The sequence below is a fragment of the Nocardia sp. XZ_19_231 genome, assembly GCF_015355705.1.
Classification (GTDB): domain Bacteria; phylum Actinomycetota; class Actinomycetes; order Mycobacteriales; family Mycobacteriaceae; genus Nocardia; species Nocardia salmonicida.
On sequence record NZ_JACUZI010000002.1, the window covers coordinates 1,131,581 to 1,145,636 of the forward strand.

The 14,056-nt window shown below is 67.6% G+C and carries 12 protein-coding genes and 1 riboswitch; of the genes, 8 read left to right on the forward strand and 4 right to left on the reverse strand.

The window, feature by feature from the left end; translation table 11 throughout:
* Positions 1–3 precede the first annotated feature (3 nt).
* The 4 genes from IBJ82_RS12290 to IBJ82_RS12305 are packed head-to-tail and all read left to right on the forward strand — an operon-like array spanning position 4 to position 5,796.
* Entirely contained in the window at positions 4–3,459 is a 3,456-nt protein-coding gene (locus IBJ82_RS12290) for an error-prone DNA polymerase (protein WP_194825990.1), read from the forward strand.
* 51 nt (positions 3,460–3,510) lie between these two features.
* Positions 3,511–4,557: a M48 family metallopeptidase gene (locus tag IBJ82_RS12295; RefSeq protein ID WP_194825991.1), complete on the forward strand. Its 1,047-nt coding sequence runs from the start codon at positions 3,511–3,513 to the stop codon at positions 4,555–4,557.
* Between the two features lie 53 nt (positions 4,558–4,610).
* Complete coding sequence (locus IBJ82_RS12300; protein ID WP_194825992.1) at positions 4,611–5,612, forward strand: DUF4349 domain-containing protein; 1,002 nt, start codon at positions 4,611–4,613, stop codon at positions 5,610–5,612.
* On the forward strand, positions 5,572–5,796 hold the full coding sequence (locus tag IBJ82_RS12305) for a DUF167 domain-containing protein (RefSeq protein WP_056818173.1): 225 nt from the start codon (positions 5,572–5,574) through the stop codon (positions 5,794–5,796). Before IBJ82_RS12300 ends, IBJ82_RS12305 begins: the two co-directional genes overlap by 41 nt.
* Before the next feature lies 1 nt (position 5,797).
* Here IBJ82_RS12305 and IBJ82_RS12310 read toward each other — a convergent pair whose 3' ends face one another.
* The gene (locus tag IBJ82_RS12310) at positions 5,798–6,280 is read right to left on the reverse strand and encodes a tRNA (cytidine(34)-2'-O)-methyltransferase (protein WP_228536855.1); all 483 of its coding nucleotides are present in this window, start codon (positions 6,278–6,280) and stop codon (positions 5,798–5,800) included.
* Positions 6,281–6,326: 46 nt separating this feature from the next.
* Here IBJ82_RS12310 and IBJ82_RS12315 point away from each other — a divergent pair, with 46 nt between their 5' ends.
* Positions 6,327–6,653 carry a DUF3017 domain-containing protein gene (locus IBJ82_RS12315; RefSeq protein WP_235569656.1) on the forward strand — a complete coding sequence of 109 codons (327 nt, stop codon included), beginning with the start codon at positions 6,327–6,329 and terminating at the stop codon, positions 6,651–6,653.
* Position 6,654: 1 nt separating this feature from the next.
* Here the strand turns inward: IBJ82_RS12315 and IBJ82_RS12320 are convergent, their stop codons facing one another.
* Complete coding sequence (locus IBJ82_RS12320) at positions 6,655–7,602, reverse strand: oxygenase MpaB family protein (RefSeq protein WP_194825993.1); 948 nt, start codon at positions 7,600–7,602, stop codon at positions 6,655–6,657.
* A 140-nt stretch (positions 7,603–7,742) separates the two neighbouring features.
* Here IBJ82_RS12320 and IBJ82_RS12325 point away from each other — a divergent pair, with 140 nt between their 5' ends.
* The gene (locus IBJ82_RS12325) at positions 7,743–8,378 is read left to right on the forward strand and encodes a TetR/AcrR family transcriptional regulator (RefSeq protein WP_194825994.1); all 636 of its coding nucleotides are present in this window, start codon (positions 7,743–7,745) and stop codon (positions 8,376–8,378) included.
* Between the two features lie 3 nt (positions 8,379–8,381).
* Here the strand turns inward: IBJ82_RS12325 and IBJ82_RS12330 are convergent, their stop codons facing one another.
* Both IBJ82_RS12330 and IBJ82_RS12335 read right to left on the reverse strand, forming a co-directional pair.
* Positions 8,382–9,527: a homoserine O-acetyltransferase gene (locus IBJ82_RS12330; protein ID WP_194825995.1), complete on the reverse strand. Its 1,146-nt coding sequence runs from the start codon at positions 9,525–9,527 to the stop codon at positions 8,382–8,384.
* Complete coding sequence (locus IBJ82_RS12335; RefSeq protein ID WP_194825996.1) at positions 9,524–10,840, reverse strand: bifunctional o-acetylhomoserine/o-acetylserine sulfhydrylase; 1,317 nt, start codon at positions 10,838–10,840, stop codon at positions 9,524–9,526. The genes IBJ82_RS12330 and IBJ82_RS12335 overlap by 4 nt, the downstream gene beginning before the upstream one ends.
* Positions 10,841–10,922: 82 nt before the next feature.
* A riboswitch (SAM riboswitch) is annotated at positions 10,923–11,033 on the reverse strand.
* A 409-nt stretch (positions 11,034–11,442) separates the two neighbouring features.
* On the opposite strand from IBJ82_RS12335, the gene IBJ82_RS12340 reads away from it, so the two are divergent.
* Together IBJ82_RS12340 and IBJ82_RS12345 are read left to right on the forward strand one after the other, a co-directional pair.
* Positions 11,443–12,660 (forward strand): NADP-dependent isocitrate dehydrogenase, encoded by a 1,218-nt coding sequence (locus tag IBJ82_RS12340; protein WP_194825997.1) that lies wholly within the window; start codon positions 11,443–11,445, stop codon positions 12,658–12,660.
* A gap of 230 nt (positions 12,661–12,890) precedes the next feature.
* The gene (locus tag IBJ82_RS12345) at positions 12,891–14,039 is read left to right on the forward strand and encodes an MFS transporter (RefSeq protein WP_194826246.1); all 1,149 of its coding nucleotides are present in this window, start codon (positions 12,891–12,893) and stop codon (positions 14,037–14,039) included.
* The last annotated feature ends 17 nt before the right edge of the window (positions 14,040–14,056 follow it).

The window sequence follows — 14,056 nt, forward strand, 5'->3', positions numbered from 1 at the left end:
TGCATGGGCTGGAGCAACGGTCCGCCGACCTGGTCGGAACTGGAACGGGTACTCTCGGGCAAGCCGAGCGGCAGGCCCGCGGAGGGCATGCACCCCGGCGACGGCGGCGACAGTCCGGCCTGGTCACGCAAACGCGGCGAGTACCACGCCGCCGGGCTCGACCGGCCGACCGGCCCGACGGTGCCCTATGCGGAGCTGCACACCCACTCCGCTTACAGCTTCCTCGACGGCGCGAGTCAGCCGGAGGAGCTGGTGGAGGAGGCGGTGCGGCTCGGTCTGGAAGCGCTCGCGCTCACCGACCACAACGGGTTCTACGGGACCGTCCGGTTCGCCGAGGCGGCCAGGGAATGGGGAATGCCAACGGTTTTCGGTGCCGAACTGTCACTGGGAACCGATGCGAAGGCGGCGCCGGGCCGAGGGGATGCGGTCCGGCGCCGTTCTGTACCTCGGGGCGGGTTACGGGCCACTGCCGATGACGTGGTCGAGCGAGGGCACGCGCACGCACCGGACTCGGTGCCGCGCACCGGATCTCCCGACCCGTTCGGCCCGCATCTGCTGGTGCTGGCCAGGGGGCAGGAGGGGTACCGGCGACTCTCCAGGGAGATGACCACGGCGCACATGGCCGCGGGGGAGAAGGGCGTGCTGCGCTATGACCTCGACACGCTCGCCGCGGCGGCGGGCGGGCACTGGCACATTCTCACCGGCTGCCGAAAAGGTCACCTGCGCACCGCGCTCGAACACGATCTGCGCGGTGGCGATATCCGGCTGCCGAAAGCCGAAGCGGCACTGCGGGATCTGATCGAAAGATTCGGCGCGGATCGGGTGAGTGTGGAGCTCACCCATCACGGCATCGCCACTGATGACGAGCGCAACGCCCTGCTGATCGCGCTGGCCGACCGGCTCGATGTTCCCGTACTCGCCACCACCGGTGCGCATTTCGCGTCACCGGCGCAACGTCGCCGGGCGATGGCGCTGGCCGCTATCCGTGCCAGGAGCAGCCTCGACGAGATGGCGGGCTGGCTCGCCCCCACCGGCGGTGCGCACCTGCGTTCGGGTGCGGAGATGACGCACCTGTTCGCCGACTACCCGCACGCGGTGGCGAACGCGGTGACGCTGGCTCGCGCATGCGCGTTCGACCTGGGGCTGATCGCCCCGAACCTGCCGCCGTTCGAGGTGCCGCCCGGCCACGACGAGAACTCCTGGCTGCGCGACCTCGCCTATACGGGCGCGGCGCGCCGCTACGGGCCGAGGGAGCGAAACACCAAGGCGTATCAGCAGATCGACCACGAACTGGCGGTGATCGCGGACCTGAACTTTCCCGGATATTTCCTGGTGGTGCACGACATCGTCCAGTTCTGCAAGGACAGCGACATCCTGTGCCAGGGCCGGGGTTCGGCCGCCAACTCCGCGGTCTGCTACGCCATCGGCATCACCAATGTCGACCCGGTCGGCAACCAATTACTGTTCGAGCGGTTCCTCTCACCCGAGCGCGACGGGCCACCCGATATCGATGTCGATATCGAATCCGACCGCCGCGAGGAGGCCATCCAGCACGTCTACGCCAAGTACGGGCGCGACTTCGCCGCTCAGGTGGCGAACGTGATCACCTACCGGGGTAAGTCCGCGGTGCGCGATGCCGCACGGGCACTGGGCTTCTCGCCAGGACAGCAGGACGCGTGGAGCAAGCAGGTGAGCCGCTGGTCCGGGGTGGCCGCCGAGACGGGCACCGATATCCCGGACACGGTTCTCGAACTCGCGGGCGAACTCGACGGGCTGCCCAGACATTTGGGCATCCACTCCGGCGGCATGGTGATCTGTGATCGACCGATCGCCGATGTGTGCCCGGTGGAGTGGGCACGGATGGCCGGGCGCAGTGTGCTGCAGTGGGACAAAGACGATTGCGCCGCGGTCGGTTTGGTCAAGTTCGACATGCTCGGCCTCGGCATGCTCTCGGCGCTGCACTACATGATCGACCTGGTGCGTGAACACAAGGGCGAGACAGTGGAACTGCACGCGCTCGACCTCACCGAAGCGGGCGTCTACGAGATGCTGCAACGTGCGGACTCGATCGGGGTGTTCCAGGTGGAGTCGCGCGCGCAGATGGCGACGCTGCCCCGGCTCAAGCCGCGTAATTTCTACGATCTGGTCGTGGAGGTGGCGCTGATCCGCCCCGGACCGATTCAGGGCGGCTCGGTGCACCCCTATATCCGCAGGCGTAATGGCAAGGAACCGGTGGTGTTCGACCATCCCTCGCTGGAGCGTTCGCTCACGCGCACGCTCGGCATCCCGCTGTTCCAGGAACAGCTGATGCAGATGGCGGTCGATGTCGCCGGTTTCAGCGCGGCCGAAGCCGATCAGCTGCGCCGCGCGATGGGATCCAAACGTTCGCCGGAGAAGATGCAACGGTTGAAGGCCAGGTTCTACGAGGGCATGCGCAAGCTGCACGGCATCACCGACGAGGTCGCCGACCGCATCTACGAGAAGCTCTACGCCTTCGCCAATTTCGGTTTCCCCGAAAGCCATTCGCAGAGCTTCGCCGCGATCGTGTTCTATTCGTCGTGGTTCAAGCTGCACCATCCGGCCGCGTTCTGCGCCGGGTTGTTGCGCGCGCAGCCGATGGGTTTCTACTCACCGCAGTCGCTGGTCGCCGACGCCCGCCGTCACGGGGTGCGCGTGCACGGCCCCGATATCAACGCCAGCCGTGCCGAACCCACCCTCGAGAACGCGGGCACCGAGATCCGGCTCGGCCTGTCGGGCGTGCGCCACATCGGCACCGACCTCGCCGACCGCATCGTCGCCACCCGCGCCGAACACGGCCCCTTCACCTCGATGCTCGACCTCACCGGCCGCATCGAACTGACCATCCCCCAGACCGAATCCCTCGCTACCGCAGGCGCGTTGAGCACCTTGGTCGACACCTCGACCGAGCACTCGCCGACGAGCTCTCGGCGGGCGGCGCTGTGGGCGGCGGGAGCGGCGGCCCAGGAACGCGCGAACCTCCTGCCCGGCACCGGCCCCGCCGTCGCGGCACCCGCTCTGCCCGGCATGAGCGCACTCGAACTCGCCGCCGCCGACGTCTGGGCCACCGGCATCTCGCCCGACACCTACCCCACCGAATTCCTTCGCGCCCATCTGAATTCGCTCGGTGTCGTTCCCGCCTGCGATCTCCTGCTAGTCGAGGACGGCGCGCGCATCCTGGTGGCAGGCGCTGTCACCCACCGTCAGCGCCCCGCCACCGCCGCGGGCGTCACCTTCCTCAATCTCGAAGACGAAACGGGCATGGTCAATGTGGTCTGCTCGGTCGGCCTGTGGGCCCGCTACCGCCGCCTCGCCCAGAACGCCACCGCCCTGCTCATCCGTGGCCGCATCCAGAATGCCGAGGGCGCCGCCAGTCTTGTCGCCGACCACCTCGAACATCTCGACCTGCGTATCGTCGCCCGGTCCCGCGACTTCCGCTGATCTCGCGGTCACCCGGTATCCGTTGGGTATCTTGGTAATTGGGGGTACAGCATGAACGCGCACGTTCGGCAGGAATCGGAGTCGGAATCCGCGGGGCCGGTGCTGGTCGCACGACGGACCATGTTCTTCGTGCTGATCGGGGATCTGGTTGTCTCGCTGCCGTCGGTCGTGCTCAGCGGATGGCTCATCTGGGGACTGTCGGCGCTGGTCGGGGACTGGCTCGTGGTCGTCGCCGCGCTGGTGTGGCCGGTATCGGGCGCGTGCGTTCTGCTCGTCGGTGTCCTGATCTCCGGTGCGACAGCGCAGGCCAGCCGGTCCGCGTCGCCCGAGCACGCGGAAGTGGTCGCCGCGTGGGCGGTGGTCGCCGCCGTTGCCCGGATCGACGAATCTCGCTATATGCCATGGGTTCACGACGTCGCCAGGGTGAACGGAGAGGTGTACGGATACGCGACTCTGGGCGGACACGTCGTCGTGACCCGGCATGCCGTCGACGTGTTCACGCGAGGGGAACTGCAGGCGGTACTCGCGCACGAGTTGGGCCATCAGTTGCTGGGACAAATGTGGTTACGGTGGCTGATCAAGTGGTATCGGGGTCCTGCCGACCTGCTCTTCGCACTCGCTGTGGGCGTTGTGTCCAAGGTCGTGTCGTTGCTGCAAGTCGGACCTCGGTGGATCGCCCACCGGCTGTATCGGGGGCCTCGGCCGGTCATCCTCCTCGGCGTGCTGGTGGTCGCCATCGTGCCGACCGCAGCTGTCCTCGGCTCGGGTTGGGCGATTCTCGCCGTGTCGACCCGCTTTCTCGGGCTGCCGACCGCCTTGGTCGTGGTGGTGGTCCTCGCTGCGCAGCCCCTCGCGCGAGCCAGGCTGTCCCAGTGGCAGGAGTACGGTGCCGACCGAGTAGCGGTGAAACTCGGCTACGGCCAGGATCTTCGAGGTGTACTACGACGACTGCAGGCGGACTGGGACGCTACCCCTGTCGAGCAGCGCCTTCTGACTCGCTTGATTCATACCCACCCGTCGCCCGACAGCCGCCGCCGCGCGGTCGAAGCGCTCGAACCCCAACGGCACACGGCGACGGCCGACGATCAGCCGTCATGACCAGGTCGCGCGAGCGCCCCCGCTCCGGCTCTCCCACGCACTACGCTGCGATCATGCGCAAGCTTGCCGTGGTGATGATCGCGATGCTCGGACTCCTGTTCCTGGCCGGGTGCGGCGATGACGACAGCGAGGACCAGGCTGGTCAAGCCTCCGCGCCCACCGTCCTGGGCGGGCCCGCACCCGCTGTGGCACCCGGGTTCCGGGAGGGCGCACCGCAGAAGGACAGTCCGGCGCCGACGGATCAGTCGAACCGGAAAGAGGTGATCACCGGGTCGGTGGATGTCACCTCGGCCGATCCGATCGCCGCCGCCGCGACCGTCACCGGGCAGGTCGACGCCGTCGACGGCCGGATCGACAGCCGCACCGAACAGCCCGGCACCGACAAGCGTGCCGCTCGCGCCGTGCTCAGTGTTCGGGTGCCCGCCGACAAGACCGACGCCTTCATCACCGGCCTCGGCGGGGTCGGCACGGTCACCAGGGTGAGCACCAATCGCGACGACGTCACCATGCAGTGGCAGGACCTCGACGCCCGCATCCGCGCACTACAAGCCTCCGTCGACCGGCTCAAAGCGCTGATCACGGCCGCAACCAACACCGCCGATCTGATCGACGCGGAGGAGGCGCTGTCGAGCAGGCAGGGCGAACTCGACAGCCTCACCGCGCAGAAGCGCAGCCTCGACGATCAGGTGGCGCTGTCGACGCTCACCATCACGCTCACCGCCGACGACAAGAACGCACCCGGCGACCCGGACAACTTCTGGGACGGCATCGTCTCGGGCTGGCACTCGCTGATCGACTGGTTGCAGGACGCGATCGTCTTCGTCGGCAAGGCTGTGCCGTGGCTGGGCTTCCTCGCCGTGATCGGCGGATTGCTGTATGCCGCACTGCGATTGCTGCGCAGGCGCCGCCGCGCCGGAACGCACGTGCCCACCGCACCGGCGGCCGTTGTCCCCGCGCAGGCAACCACCGCACCAGGTGCCACCGAACAGGCAGCGTCGGCGAAGGAGACCCCCGGTGCCCACAGTGCGGGCGACGATCAAACCGAACAGCCGTAAAGGCCCACTGGTCGAAACCGCCGAAGACGGCTCCCTCACCCTCTACGTTCGCGCCCCGGCCGTAGAGGGCAAGGCCAACAAGGCAGCCATCGAACTACTCGCCGACCATTTCGGTGTCGCCAAATCCGCCGTCCGGTTGACCGCGGGCGCCACCTCACGGTTCAAGCGCTTCGACATCGACTGAGTCAGACCGCGCCCGGAAAGCCCAACTGCCGCCACGCCTCGTACACCGATACTGCCGCCGCGTTCGACAGATTCATCGAACGTCGCCCCGGCAGCATCGGAATGCGGACCTGCTCGGTGATCCGCGGGTCGGTCAGCACTTCCTCGGGCAGTCCCGTCGGCTCGGTGCCGAACAGCAGCGCGTCGTTGTCGCGATAGGCGATATCGGTGAAACGGGTGGTGGCCTGGGTGGTGAAGGCGAAGACCCGGCCGGGCCGGATCGCCGCGAACGCCGTCGCCAGGTCGGGATGCACGGTCACCACCGCGAGGTCGTGGTAGTCCAATCCGGCCCGTCGCAGTTTGGACTCCGAGAGATCGAAGCCGAGCGGCTCGATCAGGTGTAGCGCGCAGCCGGTCCCCGCGGCCAACCGGATCGCATTGCCGGTATTGGGCGGAATCACGGGCTCGTGAAAGATCAGGTGCAGCACAGCGGACCACTCTGTCATGCGCCACCCCGTCCGCGCGCAGGCGGTATCTGGAACAATCGGGCTCGTGAACGAGGCGGAGACGACCGGCAAGCACCGGGTCGCGCGGTTGAGCGCGGGGGAGCAGTACCTGCGCAGTCATCTGCCGATGACCGTGGTGACCGCGCTGATCGTGATCGCGGTCGGCTTCGTCGCCTGGGATCGGTGGCGTCGCGGCGCGCTGATCTTCGGCAGCGCCGCCCTGGTGGCCGCCGCGTTCCGGCTGTGCTTGCCGACCGTGCAGGTGGGCTTGCTCGCCGTGCGCAGCCGCCCGTTCGATGTGGCCGCGCTGACCGCGCTCGGCAGCGCCATCGTCTTCCTGGCGGCCACTATCAACACCCTCGGCGTTTCCTAGTTCAGGCGGAGGTCCTGTCCCACAGGCTGTGGGTGCCGTTGCTGCCGTAGAGCGCGCGAGCATCGCTCGGGCTGATCGTCGTCCGGGTTCGCGGCGGTGCGGCGCCGGCGTGGGCGGCCAAAATCTGCCCGGTCATCTTCGCGACGTACGGACTGGCCATGATCAGGCCACGATTGTCGCGACGTGCGACGGCCCAGACGAGTGCCTTGCCCGGAACGCGCACCGCGGCGTCGACGACACGGGGCATGTCGAATCGGCCGAGCTCGCGCATCCAGGCTGGCAGCGTCGAGATCGTCGCCAGCGACAGCACCCGGCCACCGGCCGCGAACGTCACGCCTTTGCTCACCGACGGCCACAGCAGGAAATGCATCGCCTCGACCGCCCGCTCGCTGACGCACAACTGCGGCCGAACGCGCTCGAAGTACGCGCGCACCTCGGCACGATTGCGCGGCACATCCGCGGGCTTGCAGGTCTGCAGCTCGGCGGCGATCACGCACTCGGCCCAGTAGCGGTCCTCCTCGGCGGGACTCAGCGGCCCGGGTCCGAACATCTCGTAGGCCTTGAGGACCGAATGCCATCCGGTGACGTGGATCCACAGCTGGGAGTCGGGGTTGTTGGCGCTGTAGCGCTTGCCGCTGATCGGTTCGATGCCCGTCATCGGCGCGTGCACCTTCATCAGGTGCTCGGCGGCCTGGATGGCGGTGCGGCCGTCACCCAGCGCGACCAGCAGGAAGTAGGACAGCGTGTGGTCGAGGCGGGTGGCGGGATTGTCGTAGATCCCGTGTGAATCGGCGACCGCGGCGGTCAGGAACGGATCGAAGTGTTCGAGGGTGACCGCGCGCTGGAATCCGATCAGCGCGGTCGGCGCCGCCCACACCTTCCAGGTGGGGGAATCCGGTCCGAAGAAACCGTGGTCGTCGCGACGGAGAGTCGACGCATCGAAAGCCATTGCACATGCCCCTTTGCAGTGCGAGGAATAAGTGAATACAACACCACCGTAGCAATGGCTCGACGTGAATACAACGGTTGCGTAGGATTCGTGACGACAGGGTTGGCGGGTATCGTCGGCGAGCGAAAGGCAGGTGGGCGGTGACCTCGACGCAGGAGCAGCGACCTCGGCGCCGCTATGCGCCGCGCCTGCCGCCGGAGCAGCGCCGCGCGCAACTTCTCGACGCCGCGTTCACCGTCCTTGGCCGGATGGAACTGCACGAGCTGAGCATGGAGGCCGTCGCGCAGGAGGCAGGCGTCGGAAAACCTGTGCTGTACACGGTGTTCAAGACCCGTGCCGAACTCGTCGAAGCGCTGCTGGAACGCGAACGTGAACGCGGACTGGATCAGATCGCCGACACGCTGCCCGAAGACCTGCTCGGCGCCGACCCCTTGGCCGCCGCGTCGGCGACCGTCGAAGCGTTCGTCGGTGTGGCACTGGCGAATCCGACCCGCTGGCGGCTGATCCTCGCCACCCCGGCGAGTGCGCCCGACGAATACCGTGCTGCTCTTCGTGCTTCGCGCGCCGAGATCTTGGAACGCGCGGAATCGCTTGTCCGCATGGGCATCGCCGTGCTGCCGCGGTGGTCGGGCATGGACGCCGGACTACTCGCGAACTCGACCCTCACCATCGCCGAAATGCTCGGTCGGTTGGGAGTCGGCGAGCCGGAAGAGTATCCGCGCGAACGACTTCAGGCCTACGTCCGCTCGATCGTCGCCCTGCTGACGGGACCGTGAAGGTCAGCGGTTCTCCCGCGCGAGGCGCATCGTCTCGGTGAGCAACTTCGACACCGCGGCGGCCTCGGTGAGGAACCCGTCGTGCCCGTCGCGTGAATGCACGACCTCGAGCCCCGCGCAGCCGGGCAGACCTTCGGCCAGCTCAGCCTGAGTGTTCAAGGGGTACAGGCGATCCGAGTCGACCCCGCCGACCACACACGGCACCGATGTCGAAGCCAGCGCGGCAGCGATACCGCCGCGTCCGCGACCCACATCGTGGCGGTTCATCGCCTCGCTGAGCAGCACATAAGTAGCTGGATCGAACCGCTGGACCAGCTTGTCGGCCTGGTGCTCGAGGTAGCTCTGCACCGCGTAACGCCCACCGGTCCACGGGTCTTCGTCGTCCTGGGCCCTATTGGTGAAGCGGTGGTCGAGTTCGCCGTCGGTACGGTAGGTCAGGTGCGCGATGCGCCGGGCCAGTCCCATACCGGTCATCGGCGCGCGACCGGTGCCGTGATAGTCGCCGCCCTGCCAGTCGGGATCGGCCGTGATGACGGCCATCTGGGTGGTCTGGGTGCCGATCTGATCGGCGGTCGCGCGCGCGCCCACGGCCAGCACGAGCGCGGCGCTGACCCGCTCGGGCAGGCCGATGATCCACTCGAGCACCCGCATGCCACCCATCGAGCCGCCGACGACAGCGCCGAGCCGCTCGATCCCGAGCACCTCGAACAACTGTGCTTCGGCCTGCACCTGGTCACGGATGGTCAGCTCGGGAAATCTTGCGCCCCAGGGCTTTCCGTCGGAAGCGAGCGAGGACGGGCCGGTGCTGCCCTTGCAGCCGCCCAGCACGTTGGTCGCGATCACACACCACTCGTCGGTGTCGATCGGCGCGCCGGGCCCGACCATGCCCTCCCACCAGCCGGGCGCCCCGTCGGGCCCACCGACGACATGGGAGTCGCCGGTGAGCGCGTGTTCGACGAGCACCACATTGTCCAGGGTGGGCGAGAGCTCGCCCCAGCGTTGCACCGCCAGCCGCACATCGGGGACGACGGCGCCGTTCTCCAGCGCCACATCCCCGATGGCGACCACGCCGACGCGCCCGTCCGGCGGTGGCAGCAGGGCCACTCCGGTTCCGGGTCGGGCGATCGGCGATTCGGTGCTCACGGTCACGTCGTCGCCGCCGCGAAACCGGCCCGCAGATCGGCCAGAATGTCGTCGATTCCCTCGATGCCCACCGCGAGCCTGACCAGGCCGGGAGTGACGCCGGCCGCCAGCTGCTCTGCGGGCGTCAACTGCGAGTGCGTGGTCGACGCCGGGTGAATCACGAGTGAACGCACATCACCGATGTTAGCTACATGGCTGTGCAGGCTGAGCGCGTCCACGAACTTCTTGCCCGCGTCGACGCCGCCTGCCAGCTCGAACGCCACGATCGCGCCCGCACCCTTGGGTGCCAGCTCCTTGGCCCGCGCGTGCCAGGGCGAGGACTCGAGGCCCGCGTAGAACACCGCGTCGACGCCCGGCTGCTCGGCGACGAACTTCGCGACCTTCTCGGCATTGCTCACATGCCGCTCGACCCGCAGGCTCAAGGTCTCGATGCCCTGCGCGATGAGGAACGCGTTGAACGGCGACACCGCCGCACCCAGGTCACGCAGCAACTGCACCCGAGCCTTGAGTGCGAACGCGGGCGCGCCCAGGTCGGCGAACACCGCGCCGTGGTAGCTCGGATCGGGCTCGGTGAAACCGGGGAAGCGCGCGTTGCCGTCGGCGTCGCGCACGGTCCAGTCGAACGTGCCGCCGTCGACGATCACGCCCGCCACGGCCGCGCCGTGCCCACCCAGGTACTTCGTCGCCGAATGCACGACGATGTCGGCGCCGTGGGCCAGCGGCTGGATCAGGTACGGGGTGGCGACGGTGTTGTCCACGATCAGCGGAATGCCGTTCGCGTGCGCGACACCGGCGATACCGGGGATGTCGAACACCGCGCTGCTCGGGTTGGCGATGGTCTCGCCGTAGAACGCCTTGGTGTTCGGCTGGATCGCGGCCTTCCACTGCTCGAGATCATCGGGGTCCTCGACGAACGAGACCGTGATCCCCAGCTTGGGCAGCGAGTAGTGGAAGAGGTTGTAGGTGCCGCCGTAGAGGTGCGGGCTGGACACGATGTGGTCGCCCGCGCTCGCCAGGTTCAGGATCGCGTAGGTCTCCGCGGCCTGGCCCGAGGCCAGCAGCAGCGCCGCGACGCCGCCTTCGAGCGCGGCCACACGCTGCTCCACCGCGTCCTGGGTGGGGTTCATGATCCGGGTGTAGATGTTGCCCGGCTCGGCGAGACCGAACAGCGCGGCGGCGTGATCGGTGTCGCGGAAGGTGTAGGAGGTGGTCTGGTAGATCGGCAGTGCCCGCGCGTTGGTGGTCGCGTCGGGGGCCTGGCCCGCGTGAACCTGCTTGGTCTCGAAGGACCAGTTCTCGGGCAGGGAAGAGTCAGTCATGTCGTGCTCCAGAGGGTGTCAGCCGGGGGGATCTCGTCAACTGGGTCGGATCGACTGGCAACAACACATGGGGGCCTCCTGCAATGCGCGCTTGCTCTCGACTTTCGAGAGCCCGGTCATCACCCGGAGCACCCCACCGCAGCTGGAGGGTTGCCGACCAGCGAGCCGGGGCTTGGCGCTGGTACTCATGACCTTGCCGTCATGTTAACCGGAGATCTCCCGAGGGCGGAAACTTCCCCCGCATTTCCCGCCGAAGATCACTCGATGGGCGGTGTGGCAGGCCTCGGCGTGTCGTCGTGCACCGCGGATCCGCCGGGATCCGATCACGGCCGTACCCCGCCGTGTTACTACTCAGTAGCCGGTCAAGGCCCGATCGGGTACCGGCACGCGGTCGGGGCGGAGTAGCTTCGAGGAGTCCCGCACAGCGGGCCCTCCCATCGCGGTGAGGTGGGGGACAGCAGTACGCTCGTCTTGTTTGCACCACACGTCCCGCAGACAACGCGGGGCATATACGTTGTCTGTTGGAACTGCTGGGGTCCGCTCACAAGCGTGTTCGCCTAGCCGTGCAATAAGGGCACCCACCGAGGAGGACACGAAGATCCATGTCCAAGATCAAGGTTGAAGGCACCGTTGTAGAACTCGACGGCGACGAGATGACCCGGATCATCTGGCAGTTCATCAAGGACAAGCTGGTCCATCCCTATCTCGACGTGAACCTCGAGTACTACGACCTCGGCATCGAGTACCGCGACAAGACTGACGACCAGGTCACCGTCGACGCGGCCAATGCCATCAAGAAGCATGGCGTCGGCGTCAAGTGCGCCACCATCACCCCGGACGAAGATCGGGTGAAGGAATTCGGCCTCAAGAAGATGTGGCGCTCGCCCAACGGCACCATCCGAAACATTCTGGGTGGCACCATCTTCCGCGCGCCGATCATCATCTCCAACGTGCCCCGTCTGGTGCCCGGCTGGACCAAGCCGATCATCATCGGCCGTCACGCCTTCGGCGACCAGTATCGCGCCACCGACTTCAAGGTCTACGAGGCGGGCACCGTCACGCTGACCTTCACCCCGGAGGACGGCAGCGAGCCGATCATCCACGAGGTTGTGAAGATGCCCGAAGACGGCGGCGTCGTCATGGGTATGTACAACTTCAAGAAGTCGATCGAAGACTTCGCGCGGGCCTCGTTCAACTACGGCCTGCAGCAGAACTACCCGGTGTACCTCTCCACGAAGAACACCATTCTCAAGGCTTACGACGGCATGTTCAAAGACACCTTCCAGGAAGTCTTCGACGCCGAGTTCAAGGCCGAGTTCGACGCGGCGGGTCTCACCTACGAGCACCGCCTGATCGACGACATGGTCGCCTCCTCCATGAAATGGGAGGGCGGCTACGTCTGGGCCTGCAAGAACTACGACGGCGACGTGCAGTCCGACACCGTGGCCCAGGGCTTCGGCTCGCTCGGCCTGATGACCTCGGTGCTGCTCACCCCGGACGGCAAGACCTGTGAGGCCGAGGCCGCGCACGGCACGGTCACCCGGCACTACCGCCAGCACCAGCAGGGCAAGCCGACCTCGACCAACCCGATCGCGTCGATCTTCGCCTGGACCCGCGGCCTCGAACACCGCGGCAAGCTGGACAACACCCCCGAGGTGATCGGCTTCGCACAGGCGCTCGAGGACGTGGTCATCAAGACCGTCGAGGGCGGTCAGATGACGAAGGACCTCGCCGCGCTCGTCGGTGGCGACCAGGGTTACCTGAGCACCGAGGAATTCCTCGGCGCGCTGGACGTCAACCTGGCTCGTGCTCTGAAGTGATGTAGCCCCGGTTCGCAACCGCGAATCTGCACGGCTGTGAAAGCGCTCGCATCGAATCCGATGCGGGCGCTTTCTGCGTCTGTACCCGGCGGTTGTTCCCACGGTGGGGTAACTCACGCTCTGCTCGGGTAGCGAACGGGTACCCGTGCCCGTTGCATGGAAGCGTGACTTCTTCCATCGCAGCCCCCGATCGTCTCGACGTGCCACGCACCAGCTGGCATGTCCCGGCGATGCTCGCGTTGGCGCTGGGTGGATTCGGGATCGGCACCACCGAGTTCGTGACCATGGGGTTGCTGCCCGACATCGCGCGGGCTTTCGATATCTCCGAGCCATCGGCCGGGCACGCGGTGTCGGCGTACGCGCTGGGTGTCGTTGTCGGTGCGCCGCTGATCGCCGCGTTGTGTGCCCGGGTGGCGCGCAAGAAATTGCTCATCGTGTTGATGGTCGCGTTCACCATCGGCAATATCGGGACCGTGCTCGCGCCGACCTTCGGCACGCTCGTGCTCGCCCGCTTCGTGTCCGGTCTGCCGCACGGCGCGTACTTCGGTGTCGCCTCGCTGGCGGCGGCCACCCTCGCGCCCGTCGGGCAGCGAGCCAAGGCGGTCGCCGCGGTGATGCTCGGGCTCAGCGTGGCGAATGTGATCGGTGTGCCCGGCGCGACCTGGCTCGGTCAGCACCTGGGTTGGCGTGACGCCTATGTGGTCGTCGCCGTGATCGGGGTGGCGACAGTCGCCGCCCTGTGGCGCTACGTTCCCGCACTGACCAGCATGAAGATCACCAACCCGATGACCGAACTCGGTGCGCTGCGTCGCCCGCAGGTGCTGCTCACCCTGGCCGTCGGCGCGATCGGCTTCGGCGGCATGTTCGCCGTCTACACCTACATCGCCACCACCATGACCGATGTCGCGGGGATGCCCATCGGCGCGGTGCCGATCGTGCTCGCACTGTTCGGCCTGGGCATGATCGTGGGCAATATCGGCGGCGGCATCCTCGCCGACCGCGGCGTCGACCGCTCGATCTTCGTCGCCATGATCGCGATGGTGGTGATCCTGGCCGGCTTCGTCCTCGCTGCCCACAACCCGATCACCGCCTCGATCGGCGCCTTCCTCGTCGGCGCCTCCGGCGCGGCTCTGGCACCCGGCCTGCAGACCCGCCTGATGGACGTGGCGGCCGACGCCCAGACTCTCGCCGCCGCCCTCAACCACGCCGCCTTGAACATGGCCAATGCCGCGGGCGCCTGGCTCGGCGGCCTCGTGATCGCCGCGGGCCTCGGCTACACCGCCCCGGCCATGGTCGGCGCCGTCCTCGCCGTAGCCGGTGTGCTCCTGTTCACGCTGACCGTCTTCCTCCAGCGCCGCTCCGTGCACGACGCGCCATAGCGATCGGGATCCCCGCG

Excerpts from the sequence above, each read along its gene's own strand:
- IBJ82_RS12290 (WP_194825990.1), top strand. The coding sequence starts at position 4 with ATGGGCTGGAGCAACGGTCCGCCGACCTGGTCGGAACTGGAACGGGTA.
- IBJ82_RS12295 (WP_194825991.1), top strand. The coding sequence starts at position 3,511 with ATGAACGCGCACGTTCGGCAGGAATCGGAGTCGGAATCCGCGGGGCCG.
- IBJ82_RS12300 (WP_194825992.1), top strand. The coding sequence starts at position 4,611 with ATGCGCAAGCTTGCCGTGGTGATGATCGCGATGCTCGGACTCCTGTTC.
- IBJ82_RS12310 (WP_228536855.1), bottom strand. The coding sequence starts at position 6,280 with ATGACAGAGTGGTCCGCTGTGCTGCACCTGATCTTTCACGAGCCCGTG.
- IBJ82_RS12320 (WP_194825993.1), bottom strand. The coding sequence starts at position 7,602 with ATGGCTTTCGATGCGTCGACTCTCCGTCGCGACGACCACGGTTTCTTC.
- IBJ82_RS12335 (WP_194825996.1), bottom strand. The coding sequence starts at position 10,840 with ATGACTGACTCTTCCCTGCCCGAGAACTGGTCCTTCGAGACCAAGCAG.
- IBJ82_RS12340 (WP_194825997.1), top strand. The coding sequence starts at position 11,443 with ATGTCCAAGATCAAGGTTGAAGGCACCGTTGTAGAACTCGACGGCGAC.
- IBJ82_RS12345 (WP_194826246.1), top strand. The coding sequence starts at position 12,891 with ATGCTCGCGTTGGCGCTGGGTGGATTCGGGATCGGCACCACCGAGTTC.